Origin of the sequence: Nocardia sp. NPDC058519, from assembly GCF_042719755.1 — a bacterium.
Lineage (GTDB): Bacteria > Actinomycetota > Actinomycetes > Mycobacteriales > Mycobacteriaceae > Nocardia.
Genome location: NZ_JBHXNK010000004.1, coordinates 159,017 through 174,838, shown reverse-complemented (window position 1 = coordinate 174,838; position 15,822 = coordinate 159,017). Strand labels below are relative to the sequence as shown.

Genomic DNA, 15,822 nt, shown 5'->3' with positions numbered 1-15,822 from the left:
ACAGTTCTGGACAGGCGTTCGAATTCGGGGAGTGCAACGCCGGCAAAGAAGCCGCTATTCCCTGGCGCGTCCGGGCACGACGGGACGAGCACGAAGGACATCGATGGGGTTCGAGCAGCGGAGGGGGTGGGTGCAGGTGCCCGAAGGATTGGTGGTGCCGCGCGCGCTGGGTGGGCTGTGGGCGGTGCGGCACGCGCAGAGTGAAGCCAACGCGTGGTTCGCCGACCCGGCGACCGAGCAGCGGCCGATGCGTGGGACCGACTCCGGGGTGGAATTGACCGAGTACGGGCAGTGGCAGGCGCAATGTCTCGGAGACTGGCTGGCCGGGTTGGCCGGAGTGCAGCGGCCCACACTGGTGGTCTGCTCCCCCTACCTGCGCACCCGAGTCACCTGGGCGGTGATGGCCGAGGCGGCCGCCACCCGCAATCGGCACCTGCGCCCGATCCGCACCCTGGTCGACGAGCGGTTGCGCGATCGGGAGATGGGGGTGTTCGAACTGCATCCGTATCGGGCGATCCGCCGACGTGCACCCGAGGAGGGCGCGCGCCGTGAATTGGTAGGCAACTGGGTGTATCGCCCGCCGGGCGGGGAATCGCTGGCCGATGTGGCGTTGCGGGTGCGCAGTTTCCTCGACGAGCTGGATGTGGTCGCCGCGGGCGAGCAGGTGCTGGTGGTGACCCATGACGCGGTGGTTGTGTCGTTGCGCTACATCCTCGAGGGACTCGGTGCGCCGGTACCGGATTCGCTCGAACCGGTACCGAACGCGTCGGTGTCGCAGTGGCGGCGCGAGGGCCCGCGACTGGCATTGCGTGTCTGGGGCTCGGTCGACCATCTGGAGATCGACCGCCTGGAGATCGACGAGGAAACAGGATAGGGCCCATCCGGCACGCGGCTGCCGTGGGCGGCGTCGACGGACTGACCGGTCTGTCGATGGGAGAATGCGCGGGTGGATGTCGCGATCGGTCTGGTTGTCCTCATCGGCTCGGCGACCGCGCTGGCGGCGCTGGCGCGGCGATTCGGGGTGTCCGAGCCTCTGGTGCTGACGTTGGCCGGGGTGGCCGCGTCGTATCTGCCGATGGTGCCGCAGGTGCATCTCGAGCCGGAGGTGGTGCTGCTGGGTTTGCTTCCGCCGCTGCTCTACACCGCCGCGCTGCGCACATCGCTGGTCGATTTCAAGGACAACCTGCGCACCATCGCGTCGCTGTCGGTGGGGCTGGTTCTGTTCAGCACGTTCGCGGTGGCATTGGTGGTGTGGTGGTTGCTGCCGGTGCCGTTCGCGGCGGCGGTCGCGTTGGGTGCGGTGGTCGCTCCCCCGGATGCCGTGGCCGCGACCGCGGTGGCGCGACGCACCGGGATGCCGCGCAGCATCGTGACGGTGCTCGAGGACGAGTCGCTGTTCAATGACGCGACCGCGCTGGTGGCGTTGCGCTCGGCCATCGCGGCGATGGCCGGTGCGGTGACCGCGTGGCAGATCGGGGGTGATTTCCTGCTCGCGGCCGTCGGTGGCGGTGTCATCGGGGCCGTGGTGGCGGCGGCTTTGGTGATGTTGCGCAGGCGGATCACCGACCCCGTGCTCGATACCTCGGTGTCGCTGCTCGCCCCGTTCGTGGCGTATCTGCCTGCCGAGCATTTTCACGCATCGGGAGTGATCGCGGTCGTGACGTGCGGGATGATCCTCGGGCACGGCGCGCAACGGTGGCAGGGGGCGGCCTCACGGGTCGCCGAGACCACCAATTGGCGCACCATCCAGTTCATTCTGGAGAGCGCGGTGTTCTTGATCATCGGGTTGCAGGTGCGCTGGATCGTCGAGGGCGCCTGGCACAGCGGGTTGGATCACGGCACCCTCGTCGTCACGGCGGTGGGTGTGCTGGCCGCGGTGATGCTTGCGCGCCCAGTATGGGTGTTCACACCGGTATTGGTGGCCAGGCTGTTCGGGCGCACGACCGAGCCGTTGAGCCACGCGGCGGTGGTGTCGTGGGCGGGGATGCGCGGGGTGGTGACGTTGGCGGCGGTGTTGCTGCTGCCCGACTCGACGCCGCAGTTGCCGGTCCTGGAGCTGCTCGCCCTGGTGGTGGTCGGCGGCACGCTGCTCGTCCAGGGCAGTTCGTTGCCGTGGCTGGTGCGATTGCTGCGGTTGCGCGGGCCCAGTCGCGAGGAGGACGCGCTCGCGAAAGCCGATCTGCTGCAACAGGCTTCGACCGCCGGTCTGGCCGAACTCGACCGCAAGATCGGACCGGACACCCCCGAACCGGTGATCGAATCGCTGCGGCAACGGCTGACCTGGCGTTCCAATGCCGCGTGGGAACGGCTGGGCCGCCCGGAAGCGGAACTGGTGACACCGACCGCGGAGTACCGACGGCTACGGCTGGCGATGCTGGGTGCCGAACGCGATGCGGTGCTGAAGGTCCGCGACGCGGGAGCCGTGGATTACGAAGTGCTGCAACATGTGCTGGCCCGGCTGGACCTCGAGGAATCGATGATCGACCGCTTCGACGAAAGCGATGACGAGCGCCGCGCCGAAACGCTGTCGACCGCGGCCGGTGCGCGCGGGTGCGCGCACCTCGACGAGGCTCCGATACTGGCGCAGCCACCTACCGGTGAGCTGGTGTGCCGGACATGCCTGGACGAGGGTCTGCGCTGGGTGCATCTGCGAATGTGCACCGACTGCGGGAACATCGGCTGCTGTGAGTCCTCGATCGGCAACCACGCCAGCGCGCACTTCCAGACCTCGACACATCCGGTGATGCGCAGTGTGGAGCCGGGCGAAGCATGGCGATGGTGCTACGTGGACCAACTGCTCGGGTAACTCACGGGAGTGCCCGGCCGGCTGTGCGGCACAGAGGACAGGCGCCGAGCCGTGCTCGGTCAGCCGCGGTGGGAGTAGATCAGCCGGGCGTACTCGGCGAGCAGGTGGTCGAGTTCGGTGGGTTCACCTGCGGCGGCGAGCTGTTGGTAGCCGATGATCATCGCCATGCCGAATTCGGTGACGACGGTGGCGGTGGCCGCGTCGTCGACCACGCCGTCGATCACGCGGTGCACGGTGCGCCGCCGCGACTCATCGACCCGTTTGACGGTGACGTGTACCGATTCGTCGTTGGCCGCCCAGGCGCGCAGCGCGGCTTCGGCGCCGTGTTCGAGTCCGCTGGCGAGCACCGACATGGCGCGCACGTCGGCGTCGGCGTCACCGTGGCCGACGTCGAGCGCGCGTAGCTCGACCATCTGACGGTTCTCCCAGTGTTCGAGCAGGGTGTCGACGAAGCCTTGCCAGGAGCCGAAGTGGTGATAGAACGAGCCGCTGGTGACGCCGAGGCGGCGGCAAAGCACCCCGATGTTGAGACCTTTGAAACCGAACTCGGCGAGCACCGCCACCGCGGTGTCGAAGTACTGCTCCTTGGTGACCACTCGGGACATCGCGATGCCGTTCTGTTCGTGCGGGCAGGGGCCGAAGAATGCGAACAGTACCCCATCGTATCGAGCCCCCGCGCGTACATAACGTTGTCTACGCTGTGTCAAAACCGGCACATCGAGCGACGAAATACCAAGTGGCGGAACGAAATACGTGCACAACGGCCCAAAACCGCATCCGAATGGAATAGCAGAGCGGACGCTCTGTAAACTTTTGTTCATGCCGAGACCGCGCACGCACGACCCGCAGACGGTGCTGGACGCCGCCGAAAAGCTCGCGGCCCGTTCCGGTCCCGCCGGTGTCACGGTGCGCGCAGTCGCCGCCGCTACCGGAGTATCCAACGGCGCGCTCTATCACACATTTCAGTCTCGACAGGTTGTACTGGCGCGCACCTGGTTACGCGCCGCGCACCGATTCCTCGCCCTCCAGTCGGCCGACATCGACCGCGCCGTCACCGCAGCCGACCCCGAGACCCGCATCGATGCCGTCCTCGACGCCGCCGAGGCCCCGGCGCGGCTGGCCGAGGCCCATCCCGACTCCGCACGCCTGCTCCTGCTCGTCGATCGCGCCGAACTGCTCGCCGGTGACATCGCGCCCGCGCTGGCGCAGGAGATCGCCGACACCGAGAAGGCACTCGTCGCCGCACTCAACCGGCTCGCGCGTGCCCTGTGGGGTCGCGCCGACCGGCGCGGCGTCGCCACCGTCACCACCTGCCTGGTAGACCTGCCCACCGCGCTGCTGCTGCGCCGCGACCGGCTCACCGATCCCCTCGCCCGCGCTCAGCTCCGTGCTGCCGTGCGTGCCGTACTCGACCTCGGTCCCCACTGAAAAGGAAATCCTGTGCCCACACTGCGCCACCACGATTCGATCGCCGTACTCGACCTCGGCGACGGCGAGAACCGCTTCTCCCCCGACTTCCTCACCGAAGTGCAGACCCACCTCGACACCGCCGTCGCCGAGGGCGCACACGCGTTGGTGACCACCGCCACCGGCAAGATCTACTCCAACGGCCTGGATCTGGACTGGCTCTCGGCCAACGGCGACCGGGCCGCCGAATACGTCGAAGCGGTGCACAACCTGTTCGCCCGGGTCCTCACCTTGCCGATGCCGACGGTCGCCGCCATCGGCGGACACGCCTTCGGAGCGGGCGCGATGGTGGCCATGGCGCACGACTACCGGGTGATGCGCGCCGACCGCGGGTACTTCTGCTTCCCCGAGGCCGACATCCGGATCCCCTTCACCAACGGCATGGCCGCGCTCATCCAAGCCAAGGTGACGCCCAAGACCGCCGTCGCCAGCATGACCACGGCCCGCCGCTTCGGTGGCGCCGACGCACTGGCCCTCGACCTGGTCGACGCCACCGCCGCCGAAGGCGAAGTCCTCGATGCCGCACTGGCATTGGTCGCGCCGCTGGGCGGCAAGGATCAAACCACGATGACGGCGATCAAATCGGTGATGTTCGCCGGTGTCCTCGACGCGCTGCGCGGCCGGGACTGAGCTGGGCGCCTGAACCGATCAGGGCAGCCGGGGGCCCTTGCCCAGGTAGATGTCGCCACGGTCATCGCCTGCCCAACCGCCCCCGGTGTAGTCGCCCAGCACGAAACACGCGTCACAGAACTGCTTTCCGAACACCGTCAGGTAGATGCTGCGGTAGGAGCTGATCGCCCGCATCTTCACCGACTTGTACGCCGCCTGTGCCGGTGGTTGCGCTTCGAGGAACGCGTAGCGGCGGAAGTCGGCGACCGGTTCGGTGGAGAAGCGGACCAGCCCGAGGCGACTCAGGTTTCCCAGGTAGTGGTGGTCGCGATCGGGCAGCGCGCACCCGGCCATCGCGGCGATCATGTTGATGCCGTCGGCCAGCCGTTGCGAGCCGATCCCGAACGGCGCCTTGGTGCGGATGTCGATCGCGGGCTGCGGTCCGGCGACGGCGAGGAAACGCAGGATCCGCGCTTCGTCGGGCGTCAGGTCGTGCAGGATCGGCACGAACGAGGGGTGCAGGTCGCGCGGTTGCTGCGCGCAATCCCAGCCCTCGGTGATCATCGCGTCGCCCATCGCCTTGAGGTCGGCGGCATCGACTTTGGTTTCGACCGGGCCGTAGACACCGGTGGCGGTGCTGGTCAGGCCGAGCACGCTCAACGCGGTGCGGCGCAACACGTCCACGCGTTCGTCGAGGATCTGCGATATCGGCTCGCCCGAGCGGAGGTCGTCGACGAGATCGGTCGCGGTGTGCACGGCGCCTTTGGTCACCGCTCCGGCGATGTGGCGCAACGACAGTCCCGCGATCCGGGCCAATCCGAGCAGATCGGTGGGGATGCTGGGTTCGCGATCAGGCGTGGGCTCCATGCTCACACTCCGAAGATCAGCAGGTGCAGTGCACCGATGAAGGCACCGAGCACGCCGCCGTGCAGATACAGCAGCCAGGCGTCCTGTTCGATGGCGGTGTAGAGCATTTCGACGAACTCCTCCGGCGGCAGTTCGCGCAGTTTCTCGGTGGCGAGCCCGTCGACGCTGGCCGCGGTGGTCTGGGAGAACTCGACGTCTTCGACCAGCCACGGCTTCATCTCGGTGGCCAGGCTCGCGCCCGCGGTGGCCTGGATGGCGTCGAAGTGGCGTGGCCCGATCGCGAGCCGGGTCACCGAGCGCAACGGGCCGAGGATTCGGTCGATCTCGGCCTCGAGGAAGTGGGCGATGACCGCACGGGTCTTGTCGCCGCTCGGCCCGTCGAGCAGTTGCTCGGTGACGACGTCGAGGGTGACGATCTGATATCCGATCGCGTGCCCCAGATCCGCCGCGGCCTGGTACTGCCGTTTCGCGAATTTCGCGACCCGCCACGGATATCGGTAGCGCGGTTGCGGCGCGGCGGGTTCGAACACCACCTTGATCGCGATGATGTTGACCAGCACACCCACCACCGCACCACCGGCGATCACCCACGCCCACGCGGGCAGGAAGTGCAGGAGGTCGTAGAGCCAGCCGGGCAGCGAGATCACCGCGGGGGTGTCGCCATGGGGAGTGCTGTAGTGCAGCAACGACAACCACAGCGCCACGATCACCCCGAACGGGAACCCCAGCACCCCGCTGCGGACCATGAACCGCAATTCCGGTGCACCGAGCCCGTAGATCACGTCCTTCAACAGTTCGGGCCTGCGCCGCAGATAACCGACGACCATCAGCTTCACATCGAGGAGCTGGTCGATGTTCGCGCCGATGAAGTCGAACGCGCGATCGGTGATCGCGGGCAGCTCGGCCTCCACCCGCGTGTAGACGGCTTCGCGTGCGCGCGGTGGCATGTCGGCCCACAGCCGCGGGTGCTCGGCCACCATGATCGAGTCGACCATCGAGCGCACGTTCGGCAGCGCCACCTGCGCGACCTGCGCGGAGATCTTACGTGGATCCATCTGATCGAAGAAGTCCTTGGCGGTGCCGATCTTGGCGACCGCGTTGTCGACCATCAGGCTCGCCATCTTCTCCGAGCGGGCCGGAATGAACCCCTGGAAGCCGAGAATGCCGCCGGGAGCGAAGGTCGGCAGAATCTGTACCTTGCGCGGCAGCAGCGGGAAGATCGTTTTCAGCCCCGGCACGTAGAAGCCGGTGAAGCGCACCGGCGCGAACAGCATGATCACTCCGGTCCAGTTGGTGATCAGACCGGCCATGGCGCTGAAGATCGGGATGGTGATCATCTCGACCCAGAACTTGCTCAGACCGGTCATCTGCTCCCAGTCCAGCAGGCCGAAGAACCCCGCCGCCTCGATCCCAGCATTCATCCGGCGTCCACTCCGTTGTGTGGCGAACATCGCACGTACGGTCATCATAGGCGACCGAACTCCCCGGTCCGGGCAAGTTCCGCCGTTACCCGCTAAACCGGAGCAAACTTCGATGCCCTCGGTGGCCGGCGAATCAATGCGTGGTGTTGACCAGCAGGAGGTTGGTGTCGATGTCGTGGGTTACCTTGTTGGCTACCGAGCCCAAAAGGCGTGCGGGGCCGCTCATTCCGCGGTTGCCGATCACGACGAGGTCGTATTTCCAGGCCGAGTTGCAGATCGCCTCGGCCGCGGGGACTCCGGTGAGGACGTCGCGGCCGAACAGTTCCGGGTCCTCGACCTCGATCTGACCCTCCACGTCGATCAGGACCTCGGCACCGTCGTCGTCGGTTTTGGCGGAAGTCACCAGGAACGGGCGCGCGCCGAGGGCGAGGGCGAGTTCGTAGCCGCGACGGACCGCGGTCAGCGAACTCGCCGATCCGTCGGTGGTGAGGCCGATGGTGGTCCAGCGTTTGGGCACCTTGCTGGTGAACACGACATCGGTTTGACTGTGGTGCGACACGTGATTGGCTGTCGAGCCGAGCAGGCGCGCCTTGGAACTGCCCAGGCTGCCCCCACCGATGACGAGCAGGGTGTCGGGTTCCTGTTCGGCGAGCTCGAGCAGCAACGCGCCCGCGGCGCCGTCGAGTTCGGTGCGCGATACCTCGGGCACACCGGCGGCGGTGAGAGTTTCCGCGGCCGCGGCGGTGGCCTGTTCGGCCCACTCGGCGTCGGTGCCCGATTTACGCCCCGCGTCCTTCCACACACTCACCGCGGTGACCGGGATATCGAGGCGCACCGCGAACTCCCCCGCCACCGCTACCGCTGTCTGCGCGGACTCCGAGCCGTTGGTTCCCACGATGATGCGCTGGTAGCACCCCATGTGACGCTCTCCGATCGACGGCAGGTCAGCTGCGCTGTGGCCCACAGTATAAGCGCAGCACACTGCGGGCAACCGGCATGGATCGGCCAGACCGCAAGGCTCTACCGGTGCTGTGCCACCGAGCGCAGCGACAGCCCGCGCGCCCGGCTTCCAGCCGACCGCGATCTCGTCAGAGCGTGATACCCAGGAGTGCGTCGACGGCGGTGCGGACCAGGGTGGGGGCTTCGGTGTCGGTGCCACCGTAGGCGATGGCCTGTTCGGCCCAGTTGTCGATCGCGTCGAGGGCCTTCGGAGTGTCGAGGTCGTCGGCCAGGTGCTGACGCAGCCGGGCGACCGTGTCGGTAGCCGAGGGGCCCGCGGTCAGCGACACGGCCTCACGCCAGCGGTCGAGGCGGTTCTGTGCGGCGGTGAGTACCTCGTCGGTCCACATGCGGTCGGACCGGTAGTGCCCGGCGAGCAGGCCGAGGCGGATCGCGGCGGGGTCGACACCGGAGCGGCGCAGCTTCGACACGAGCACGAGATTGCCCCGCGACTTCGACATCTTCTCGCCGTCCAGGCCGATCAGCCCGGCGTGCACGTAGTGGCGGGCGAAGCGGCGGGTGCCGGTGATCGCTTCGGCGTGTGCGGCGGAGTACTCGTGATGGGGGTACATCAGGTCCGAGCCGCCGCCCTGGATGTCGAATTCGGCGCCGATGCGGTTGAGCGCGATCGCCGCACACTCGATGTGCCAGCCGGGGCGGCCCGCGCCGAAAGGTGCCTCCCACGACGGTTCACCGGGGCGCTCGGCCCGCCACAGCAGGGCGTCGATGGTGTCGCGCTTGCCCGCCCGGTCGGGGTCGCCCCCGCGCTCGGCGAACAGCGTCTCCATGGTCGCGCGATCGTACCCGGATTCGTAGCCGAACTGCTCGGTGGCGTCGGTGCGGAAGTAGATATCGGGGAATTCGGCATCGTCGACGATGTACGCGGCGCCGGCGGCGAGCAGCTTCTGTACCAGCTCCACCACCTCCTCGACCGATTCGATGGCACCGATGTAGTGCCGGGGCGGCAGCACCTGCAGCGCGGTCATGTCCTCGCGGAACAGGTCGATCTCCCGGCTGCCGAGGTCGCGCCAGTCGATGCCGTCGCGATCGGCGCGTTCGAACAGCGGGTCGTCGACGTCGGTGACGTTCTGCACGTAGTGCACGTCGTGACCCGCGTCGCGCCAGATCCGGTTGACCAGGTCGAACGTCAGATAGGTGGCGGCGTGACCGAGGTGGGTGGCGTCGTAGGGAGTGATGCCGCAGACGTACATCTTCGCGGTCTCGCCCGGGGTGACCGGGCGGATCTGACGATCGGCGGTGTCGTACAAACGCAACGGCGGCCCTGTTCCGGGGACGGTCGGCAGGGCGATATCGGACCAGGACTGCATGTCTTCGAGGGTAGAGCCCCTGCCGAGGGGCTCGGCTCGCGGCCCGGCCCATGGGGTTGCTCGCGGCGTCGCGACACGGCCCGCTACCTGCACACAAACGTGTTGTGGCGCCCGCGTCAAGGTTTGCACTCGAGCAGATCCGCTGGTCACGGCGGTAACGGGTCAAATCGGGCGTGTCGTGCCCAGTGTGCGTTCCGAGCTGGGCGAACGGTTGCCATCGCGATCATTGTCACAGTCCACAGTTCCCTGAACTTCCCTATTGATCCCTATAGGTACCTTCGTTTACGGTTGTTTCATGACTGATCGTCTCTATTCGGTGGAGCAGGTTGCCGAACTACTCGGACTGCATGTGCGCACCGTGCGTAGTTATGTGCGCGACGGCAAACTCCCCGCCGCCCGCATCGGCAAGCAGTACCGCATCACCCACGAAGACCTCGAAGCGTTCACCGGGCTGCCGATCACCACACCGCAGACAGCGCCGGGGCGGCATGCGGAGTCCTCCTGCATCGTCGAAATCGACGACATCGACCGCGCCACCGTCGACCGGATCACCACCCTGCTCACCGCCACCGCCGGAACCCGGGGCGCGGGCGGTCAGCGCATGCGCGTGGAAACCAGCTACGACCCGGCCCGCCATCGCCTCAAAGTGATCCTGCTCGGCAGCCTCGCCGACAGCTCCCGCCTGCTCGACTATCTGGACGGAATCCTCAGCTCATGATCTACAAGTCCGACGAAGGCCGGCAGCTCGTCCAGCAGCGCTACCGCGAGCACCTCGACGCCTGGCCGGTCCCGCGCGAGGAACTGCGCATCGACACCGGTGTAGGCGAAACGTTCGTCGTGGTCTCCGGGCCCGCGGACGCACCGCCGCTGGTCGTGCTGCACGGCTCAGGAGCCAATGCGAGTACCTGGCGCGCCGACATCGCCGACTGGTCGACCCGTTTCCGCGTGTACGCCGTGGATCTGCCCGGCGAGCCAGGATTCAGCGCCCCGACCCGGCTGGCGCTGGACAGCGATGCGACCGCGAGCTGGCTCGACGAGGTGATCGACGGTCTCGGCCTCGACACCGTGGCGCTGGTCGGCATGTCACTCGGCGGGTGGACCGCACTCGATTACGTGCTGCGCAGGCCGGGCCGGGTCACGACACTGGTCCTGCTGTGCCCGGGTGGACTGGGTAAGCATCGCTACGGCTGGCTGGTGAAGGCGATCGGCCTGCGGATGATCGGCAGGCACAGCGCGCGTGACATGGCGCGCATCGGTCTCGGCCTCGACGGGCCGGAAGCGGACCCGATCATCGACGACATAGCGCTGACCTTCGCGCATTTCACGCCACGCCCCGTCAGTCTGCCCATTTTCCGCGACGAACAACTACGCGAGGTGGACATCCCGGTCCTGGTAATCGTCGGCGAACGCGACGCCCTGTTCGATTCGGCGCGCACCGCCGAACGCGCTCGCGGTGCTTTCACGCGAGGCGAGGTGCGTCTGCTCCCCGGCGTCGGACACGCTCTGGTGAATCAAACTGCGGCGGTACGGGAATTCGTGCTGACGCACGCCGGGTGATACTTCGGTGCCACCGCTCCCCGACGTGCGGCGACACCGAACGAGATCACATCACTGCTGGTAGCACTGCACATTCGCGGTGTCGGCATCCGGGCCGAACTGCGGCAGCGCGTAGAACGAGGCACCGACCTGGTCGGCGGCCTTCACGGTGACGTCGGGCAGTGGCGCACCGGCGCGGTCGGTGGCGGTGCAGACGAAGGTCTTCTCGCTCCACCAGCCGGCCGGAAATGCCTGCGCGGGTGCGGCGATGGCAGCGGCGGCACCGGTGAGCAGCAGCGCGGCGGCGGAGGTGGTGACGATTGAACGGGTCGACATGTGGTTCCTCAGATCTCGCGGGGATAACGAAAGTGCTTGGAGCACACTAGCACCGGCACTGACCAGGCAACAGAGCCCCGGCACCCGCGAGAAACCGCAGCGGAGCACCGACCTCAGTCGACGAGGTAGCGCAGCAGCACCGCGGTATCGAAGCGCCTCGTCTCGACCAATCGGAGCCTGATCCGCTTGTCCAGTGACGGGAACATCGGTGTGCCGCCGCCGAGCACCACGGGCGAGACGAACACCTGGTACTCGTCGATGAGCCCGTGTGGCATCAGCGAGGCCGCCAGGCTCGCGCCACCGACCTCCATGACGCCGTCACCGTCGGCCTTGAGCCTGCGAACCTCTTCGACCGCGTTCGCGCTGACCAGCGTGCTGTTCCACTCGACCTCGGTGAGCGTCCGGGAGAAGACGACCTTGGGCTTGGCCGTCCAGAGTTCGCCGAACTCGCGTGTGATGCGGGGCGCGTCCTCGGGCACATACGGCCAGTACTCGGCCATCAGCTCGTACAGCCGACGACCGTTCAGCGCGACGTCGAGCCCGCGGAACCTGTCGTTGTGGAACTGGTGCAGCTCGTCGTCCGGGTCGGTCCAGTCGATGCTGCCGTCGCGGTCGTTGACGTAACCATCCAGGGACACGCCGAACCCGTAGATCAGTTTCCTCATGACTGTGTAGACCTCCTTCGTGCTCGACACTCACCGGACCGTTCCTGCATAACGTAGATCGTGAACTCAGGCGACACCGAGCACGAGCGCGGCGCCGACCAGTTCGACCGAGAAGTAGAACCAGATCGGATAGAAGCGCACCCCGCTGTCGACCAGCCGCGAGATGACGCGGCCGCCGGCCATCCCGGCCAGGGCGAACCCTACTGTCAGCGCTGCCCCGGTTCGCAGATCATCGGCACCGAACGCCGACCAGAACAACACGCCTGCGACAGCCAACCCGAAACCGCCGTACACCGCGCGAATCTCCGACCGGCTCACCGCCGTTGACACCGACAACCCGAACGGCCGGGCCAGCGCGGCAGGAGCCGCCAGCGCGTACAGTCCCATCCCCGCGAACAGCACACCGACCAGGCAGAGCACAACGGTTCTCATCACCGACCCACAACCGGCAGCCTGTGCGCGACAGCGCGCTCATCCCGTAGCAGCGTGAGGCCCAACAAGGCCGGACCAGCATGTCGTCGCATGATTTCTCCTCGGATCGATGTCTGGCGATCCTCACACTCGGTGTAACCCGTGCGCTTCCGAAATCCTGCTACACAACCGGCTCGAATCAGAAAGCCGGCCAGGGAATCGGGCGTGACGAGTTGGGCACCGGCATCACCGGATGTTCGAGCAATGCCTTCGCGCGTTCGGTGAGCGCGGCGATCTCGGCGTCGGTGATGTGGGTGGCCAGCGAATCAGCTACGGCGCCGGGCAGATTCGCGGCGAAGGTGGCGATGTCGGTGATCAGTGACTCGTGCACCGGTCGCCCCGCCCAGCCCCACAGCACTGTTCGCAGTTTCGGTTCGGTGTGCAGGCAGATGCCGTGGTCGACGCCGTAGACCTGACCGTCGACACCTTCCAGCGCGTGCCCGCCTTTGCGATCGGCGTTGTTGAGCAACAGATCCAGCACCGCCATCCGTTGCAGCCGCGGATCGTCGGCGTGGATGAGCGAGACCTCGTTGCCCTGCTCGTCGAGCGCGCGCAGGACTTCACAGAATCCCGCGGGCACCGTCCCCGGTGTGCACAGGTCGACGAGGTCGAGGCGCTGACGGGTATCGGTGCGGTTGTCGACCGAGGTGACCCAGCGCTGCACCATGCCAGGCCCGAAAGGCCCGTCGCGCAGCACCGTTTCGGGGATGACACCCCAGCCGAGGTGTTCGGAGATCAGATACGACGCGACCTCGCGGCCCGCGAGGGTGCCGTCGGGGAAGTCCCACAGCGGTCGTTCACCGCGCACCGGCTTGTACACCACCCGCAGCGGAGCACCGTCGGGTTCGGGTGCGGCGATCTCGCACACCAGTGTCAGATTGCTGGCCACGCCGATCCGACCGACGATGTCGAGTTCACCTTCGGTGAGTACCGGCACAGGAGATCACTCCTCTTCGAGCTCGGCAGCGCCGAAGATCTCGCCGCGCTTGTACCCGTTGGTGCGCACACACATGTGCCCGCGCGAGGACAGCGGTTCCCCGCACAGCGGGCAGGGCGGGCGCCCCGCCGCGATCACCCGCGCCGACCGCAACGCGAATTCGCGCGCCTGGATGGGGGTCAGGAAAACCCGCACCGCGTCGGGACCTTCGTCGGTGTCGTCGAGCACCACCGATTCGTCGACCTCGGTCTCGGTGATAGCGAGCAACTCGACCACCACAGCTCCCGCGTCGGAATCCCAGCCCAGACCCATGGTGCCGACCCGGAATTCGGTGTCGATGGGGGTGACCAGCGGCGCGACATCGCGCACGTCCTCCCCTTCGGGTGGCACCTCGGCGCCGAAGCGACGCGCTACCTCGTCGAGCAGCAGACCCATCCGGTCGGCGAGCACCTTCACCTGCTGCTTCTCCAGCAGCACGCTCACCACCAACGGCTCCTGCACGGCCTGTAGGTAGAACGAACGATCGCCCGGTTCACCGACGGTCCCGGCGACGAAACGATCGGGGGTGCGAAATACATGGATTGCGCGTGACACATGCACCTCCTGATACGTGACCCTGATCGACACTCACGAACACACTCCTCTAAGGAGAATCGCGGTGCCCCGCATTCCCATTATCCGCGTTCGCGGCAGTCGGCACCTCTCCACCGGGCGTCGGTGTCGTCGGTGCCGCCACGGCCAGCGCGGAAAGATCGGCGCCGGTGTCGTTGAACTTCCACACCGACGGCCCGTGTGGGCTGTAGCGAACAACGCTGATCGAGGCCGGTTCCACCGCGATCCGCTGAAAACTGTCCAGGTGCAAGCCCAAGGCGTCGGCCAGGATCGATTTGATGACGTCGCCGTGCGCGCACGCCACCCACAGCACATCCCGGCCCGCCTTCTCGGCCAGTGTGCGTTCGGTATCGCGGATCGCGGCGACCGCACGCTGCTGGACCTGGGCCAGCCCTTCCCCGCCCGGAAACACCGCACCTGAGGCATGACCCTGCACGACCCGCCACAGCGGTTCGGTGAGCAGTTCGGCGATCGGGCGCCCGGTCCAGTCGCCGTAGTCGACCTCGATGAGCCGTTCGTCGTGGTCGGGTTCGAGGCCCAGCTTCTCGGCCAGCGGCGCCACGGTGCGCTGACAGCGCAGCAGCGGTGAGCTGGCGATGTGTTCGATCGGCAGCATCGCGAGCCGGTCGGCCACCGCGGCGGCCTGTTCGGTGCCGCGTTCGGTGAGTTCGACGCCGGGGGCGCGGCCCGCGAGGGTGCGCGCGGTGTTGGAGGTCGACACTCCGTGCCGGAGCAGGATCACCGTCATGGGACCAGCCTAACCATGGGTCGGGGTCGGGATCAGGTGGCGGAGACGACGCCGGCTGACAACAGGGCCAGCATCGTCAGGCCGAGGATGACCCGGTAGCCGACGAACCAGTAGAACGAATGCTTGCCGACGAACTTCAACAGCCACGCCACCGAGGCATACCCTACGAAGAACGCCAGCACGGTGGCCACCAGCAACTGCGGGCCGCTGGCATTGAGACCCTCACCGGCCGGTTCGAACGCGTCCGGCAGGCTGAACAGGCCGGATGCCGTCACCGCGGGGATGGCCAGCAGGAACGAGAACCGCACGGCCGCTTCGCGCTGCAGGCCGAGGAACAGGCCCGCGGTCGAGGTGGCGCCGGAACGCGAGACACCGGGGATCAGCGCCAGGCATTGCGAAAGGCCCATGATGATGCCGTCGCGGGTGGTGAGCTGCTCGATCGAACGCTCCTTCTTGCCGAAGTGCTCACCCGCGGCGATGACCAGCGCGAACGCGACCAGCATGAACGACACCAGCCACAGATTGCGGGCCCCGGTGCGGATCTCGTCTTTGAACAGGTACCCCAGCACCCCGATCGGGATGGTGGCGATGATCACGTACCAGCCGATGCGGTAGTCGAGTTCGCGCTGGGTGTCGCGTTCGTGGGCGTCACGGGCACTGCGGTCCATCACAGGAAGCTTCGTGGTGACCCGGTCCCCCACCGCGACCTCGCGCTGGGACCGTTCCTGCCAGCGCATGCCGAGGGTGGTGAACCACGCGATGACGATCCGCCAGATGTCCTTGGCGAAATACACCAGCACCGCGGCCTCGGTGCCGAGCTGGGTGACCGCGGTGAACGACGCGCCCGCGTCGTCGCCGAAGAACACGCCCGACACGATGCGCAGGTGCGCCGAAGACGAGATCGGCAAGAACTCGGTGAGTCCCTGCACCAATCCGAGTACCAATGCCTGGAACCAGGTCATCGACTCGCCCACCACGTCCTCCTGCTGACTCGCGCCCGAAAGACCGCGTCCTCCTGGG

The 15,822-nt window shown here is 67.3% G+C and carries 18 protein-coding genes; 6 read left to right on the top strand and 12 right to left on the bottom strand.

Annotated elements, in window-relative coordinates; genetic code table 11:
• Positions 1–130: 130 nt before the first annotated feature.
• Together ACFWPK_RS06925 and ACFWPK_RS06920 are read left to right on the top strand one after the other, a co-directional pair.
• A complete protein-coding gene (locus ACFWPK_RS06925; RefSeq protein WP_378913630.1) occupies positions 131–874 on the top strand; it encodes a histidine phosphatase family protein in 744 nt (247 codons plus the stop codon).
• A gap of 72 nt (positions 875–946) precedes the next feature.
• On the top strand, positions 947–2,806 hold the full coding sequence (locus ACFWPK_RS06920) for a Na+/H+ antiporter (RefSeq protein ID WP_378913629.1): 1,860 nt from the start codon (positions 947–949) through the stop codon (positions 2,804–2,806).
• Between the two features lie 59 nt (positions 2,807–2,865).
• On the opposite strand, the gene ACFWPK_RS06915 is transcribed toward ACFWPK_RS06920, so the two are convergent.
• Entirely contained in the window at positions 2,866–3,411 is a 546-nt protein-coding gene (locus ACFWPK_RS06915; protein ID WP_378913628.1) for a TetR/AcrR family transcriptional regulator, read from the bottom strand.
• A 214-nt stretch (positions 3,412–3,625) separates the two neighbouring features.
• Between ACFWPK_RS06915 and ACFWPK_RS06910 the strand changes: the two genes are divergently transcribed.
• Both ACFWPK_RS06910 and ACFWPK_RS06905 read left to right on the top strand, forming a co-directional pair.
• A complete protein-coding gene (locus tag ACFWPK_RS06910; protein ID WP_378913627.1) occupies positions 3,626–4,234 on the top strand; it encodes a TetR family transcriptional regulator in 609 nt (202 codons plus the stop codon).
• Positions 4,235–4,246: 12 nt separating this feature from the next.
• Positions 4,247–4,903 (top strand): enoyl-CoA hydratase-related protein, encoded by a 657-nt coding sequence (locus ACFWPK_RS06905; RefSeq protein WP_378913626.1) that lies wholly within the window; start codon positions 4,247–4,249, stop codon positions 4,901–4,903.
• Between the two features lie 18 nt (positions 4,904–4,921).
• Here ACFWPK_RS06905 and ACFWPK_RS06900 read toward each other — a convergent pair whose 3' ends face one another.
• The 4 genes from ACFWPK_RS06900 to mshC form a co-directional block, all read right to left on the bottom strand.
• Positions 4,922–5,749 (bottom strand): Abi-alpha family protein, encoded by an 828-nt coding sequence (locus ACFWPK_RS06900; RefSeq protein WP_378913625.1) that lies wholly within the window; start codon positions 5,747–5,749, stop codon positions 4,922–4,924.
• 2 nt (positions 5,750–5,751) lie between these two features.
• Positions 5,752–7,170: a hypothetical protein gene (locus ACFWPK_RS06895; RefSeq protein WP_378913624.1), complete on the bottom strand. Its 1,419-nt coding sequence runs from the start codon at positions 7,168–7,170 to the stop codon at positions 5,752–5,754.
• 133 nt (positions 7,171–7,303) lie between these two features.
• On the bottom strand, positions 7,304–8,134 hold the full coding sequence (locus tag ACFWPK_RS06890; RefSeq protein WP_378913623.1) for a universal stress protein: 831 nt from the start codon (positions 8,132–8,134) through the stop codon (positions 7,304–7,306).
• A 124-nt stretch (positions 8,135–8,258) separates the two neighbouring features.
• Positions 8,259–9,497, bottom strand: coding sequence for a cysteine--1-D-myo-inosityl 2-amino-2-deoxy-alpha-D-glucopyranoside ligase (gene mshC, locus ACFWPK_RS06885; protein ID WP_378913622.1), 1,239 nt, complete (start codon positions 9,495–9,497; stop codon positions 8,259–8,261).
• 295 nt (positions 9,498–9,792) lie between these two features.
• Between mshC and ACFWPK_RS06880 the strand changes: the two genes are divergently transcribed.
• Positions 9,793–10,215 (top strand): helix-turn-helix domain-containing protein, encoded by a 423-nt coding sequence (locus ACFWPK_RS06880; RefSeq protein ID WP_378913621.1) that lies wholly within the window; start codon positions 9,793–9,795, stop codon positions 10,213–10,215.
• Positions 10,212–11,054, top strand: coding sequence for an alpha/beta fold hydrolase (locus ACFWPK_RS06875; protein WP_378913620.1), 843 nt, complete (start codon positions 10,212–10,214; stop codon positions 11,052–11,054). The genes ACFWPK_RS06880 and ACFWPK_RS06875 overlap by 4 nt, the downstream gene beginning before the upstream one ends.
• Before the next feature lie 51 nt (positions 11,055–11,105).
• On the opposite strand, the gene ACFWPK_RS06870 is transcribed toward ACFWPK_RS06875, so the two are convergent.
• From ACFWPK_RS06870 to ACFWPK_RS06840, 7 genes are all read right to left on the bottom strand, one after another.
• Entirely contained in the window at positions 11,106–11,369 is a 264-nt protein-coding gene (locus ACFWPK_RS06870; protein ID WP_378913619.1) for a hypothetical protein, read from the bottom strand.
• A 113-nt stretch (positions 11,370–11,482) separates the two neighbouring features.
• Complete coding sequence (locus ACFWPK_RS06865) at positions 11,483–12,034, bottom strand: dihydrofolate reductase family protein (RefSeq protein ID WP_378913618.1); 552 nt, start codon at positions 12,032–12,034, stop codon at positions 11,483–11,485.
• Between the two features lie 66 nt (positions 12,035–12,100).
• Positions 12,101–12,466 (bottom strand): DUF4345 family protein, encoded by a 366-nt coding sequence (locus ACFWPK_RS06860; RefSeq protein WP_378913617.1) that lies wholly within the window; start codon positions 12,464–12,466, stop codon positions 12,101–12,103.
• A gap of 178 nt (positions 12,467–12,644) precedes the next feature.
• Positions 12,645–13,442: an SCO1664 family protein gene (locus ACFWPK_RS06855; protein WP_378913616.1), complete on the bottom strand. Its 798-nt coding sequence runs from the start codon at positions 13,440–13,442 to the stop codon at positions 12,645–12,647.
• A gap of 6 nt (positions 13,443–13,448) precedes the next feature.
• Complete coding sequence (locus ACFWPK_RS06850) at positions 13,449–14,036, bottom strand: DUF3090 domain-containing protein (protein ID WP_266288581.1); 588 nt, start codon at positions 14,034–14,036, stop codon at positions 13,449–13,451.
• Positions 14,037–14,085: 49 nt separating this feature from the next.
• A complete protein-coding gene (locus ACFWPK_RS06845) occupies positions 14,086–14,802 on the bottom strand; it encodes a histidine phosphatase family protein (protein ID WP_378913615.1) in 717 nt (238 codons plus the stop codon).
• Positions 14,803–14,834: 32 nt separating this feature from the next.
• Positions 14,835–15,776 carry an undecaprenyl-diphosphate phosphatase gene (locus ACFWPK_RS06840; RefSeq protein WP_378913614.1) on the bottom strand — a complete coding sequence of 314 codons (942 nt, stop codon included), beginning with the start codon at positions 15,774–15,776 and terminating at the stop codon, positions 14,835–14,837.
• Positions 15,777–15,822 lie beyond the last annotated feature (46 nt).

Coding starts and splice junctions, on each gene's coding strand:
- ACFWPK_RS06880 (WP_378913621.1), top strand. CDS start 9,793: ATGACTGATCGTCTCTATTCGGTGGAGCAGGTTGCCGAACTACTCGGA.
- ACFWPK_RS06895 (WP_378913624.1), bottom strand. CDS start 7,170: ATGAATGCTGGGATCGAGGCGGCGGGGTTCTTCGGCCTGCTGGACTGG.
- ACFWPK_RS06915 (WP_378913628.1), bottom strand. CDS start 3,411: ATGTCCCGAGTGGTCACCAAGGAGCAGTACTTCGACACCGCGGTGGCG.
- mshC (WP_378913622.1), bottom strand. CDS start 9,497: ATGCAGTCCTGGTCCGATATCGCCCTGCCGACCGTCCCCGGAACAGGG.
- ACFWPK_RS06860 (WP_378913617.1), bottom strand. CDS start 12,466: ATGAGAACCGTTGTGCTCTGCCTGGTCGGTGTGCTGTTCGCGGGGATG.
- ACFWPK_RS06875 (WP_378913620.1), top strand. CDS start 10,212: ATGATCTACAAGTCCGACGAAGGCCGGCAGCTCGTCCAGCAGCGCTAC.
- ACFWPK_RS06900 (WP_378913625.1), bottom strand. CDS start 5,749: ATGGAGCCCACGCCTGATCGCGAACCCAGCATCCCCACCGATCTGCTC.
- ACFWPK_RS06870 (WP_378913619.1), bottom strand. CDS start 11,369: ATGTCGACCCGTTCAATCGTCACCACCTCCGCCGCCGCGCTGCTGCTC.
- ACFWPK_RS06865 (WP_378913618.1), bottom strand. CDS start 12,034: ATGAGGAAACTGATCTACGGGTTCGGCGTGTCCCTGGATGGTTACGTC.
- ACFWPK_RS06910 (WP_378913627.1), top strand. CDS start 3,626: ATGCCGAGACCGCGCACGCACGACCCGCAGACGGTGCTGGACGCCGCC.
- ACFWPK_RS06845 (WP_378913615.1), bottom strand. CDS start 14,802: ATGACGGTGATCCTGCTCCGGCACGGAGTGTCGACCTCCAACACCGCG.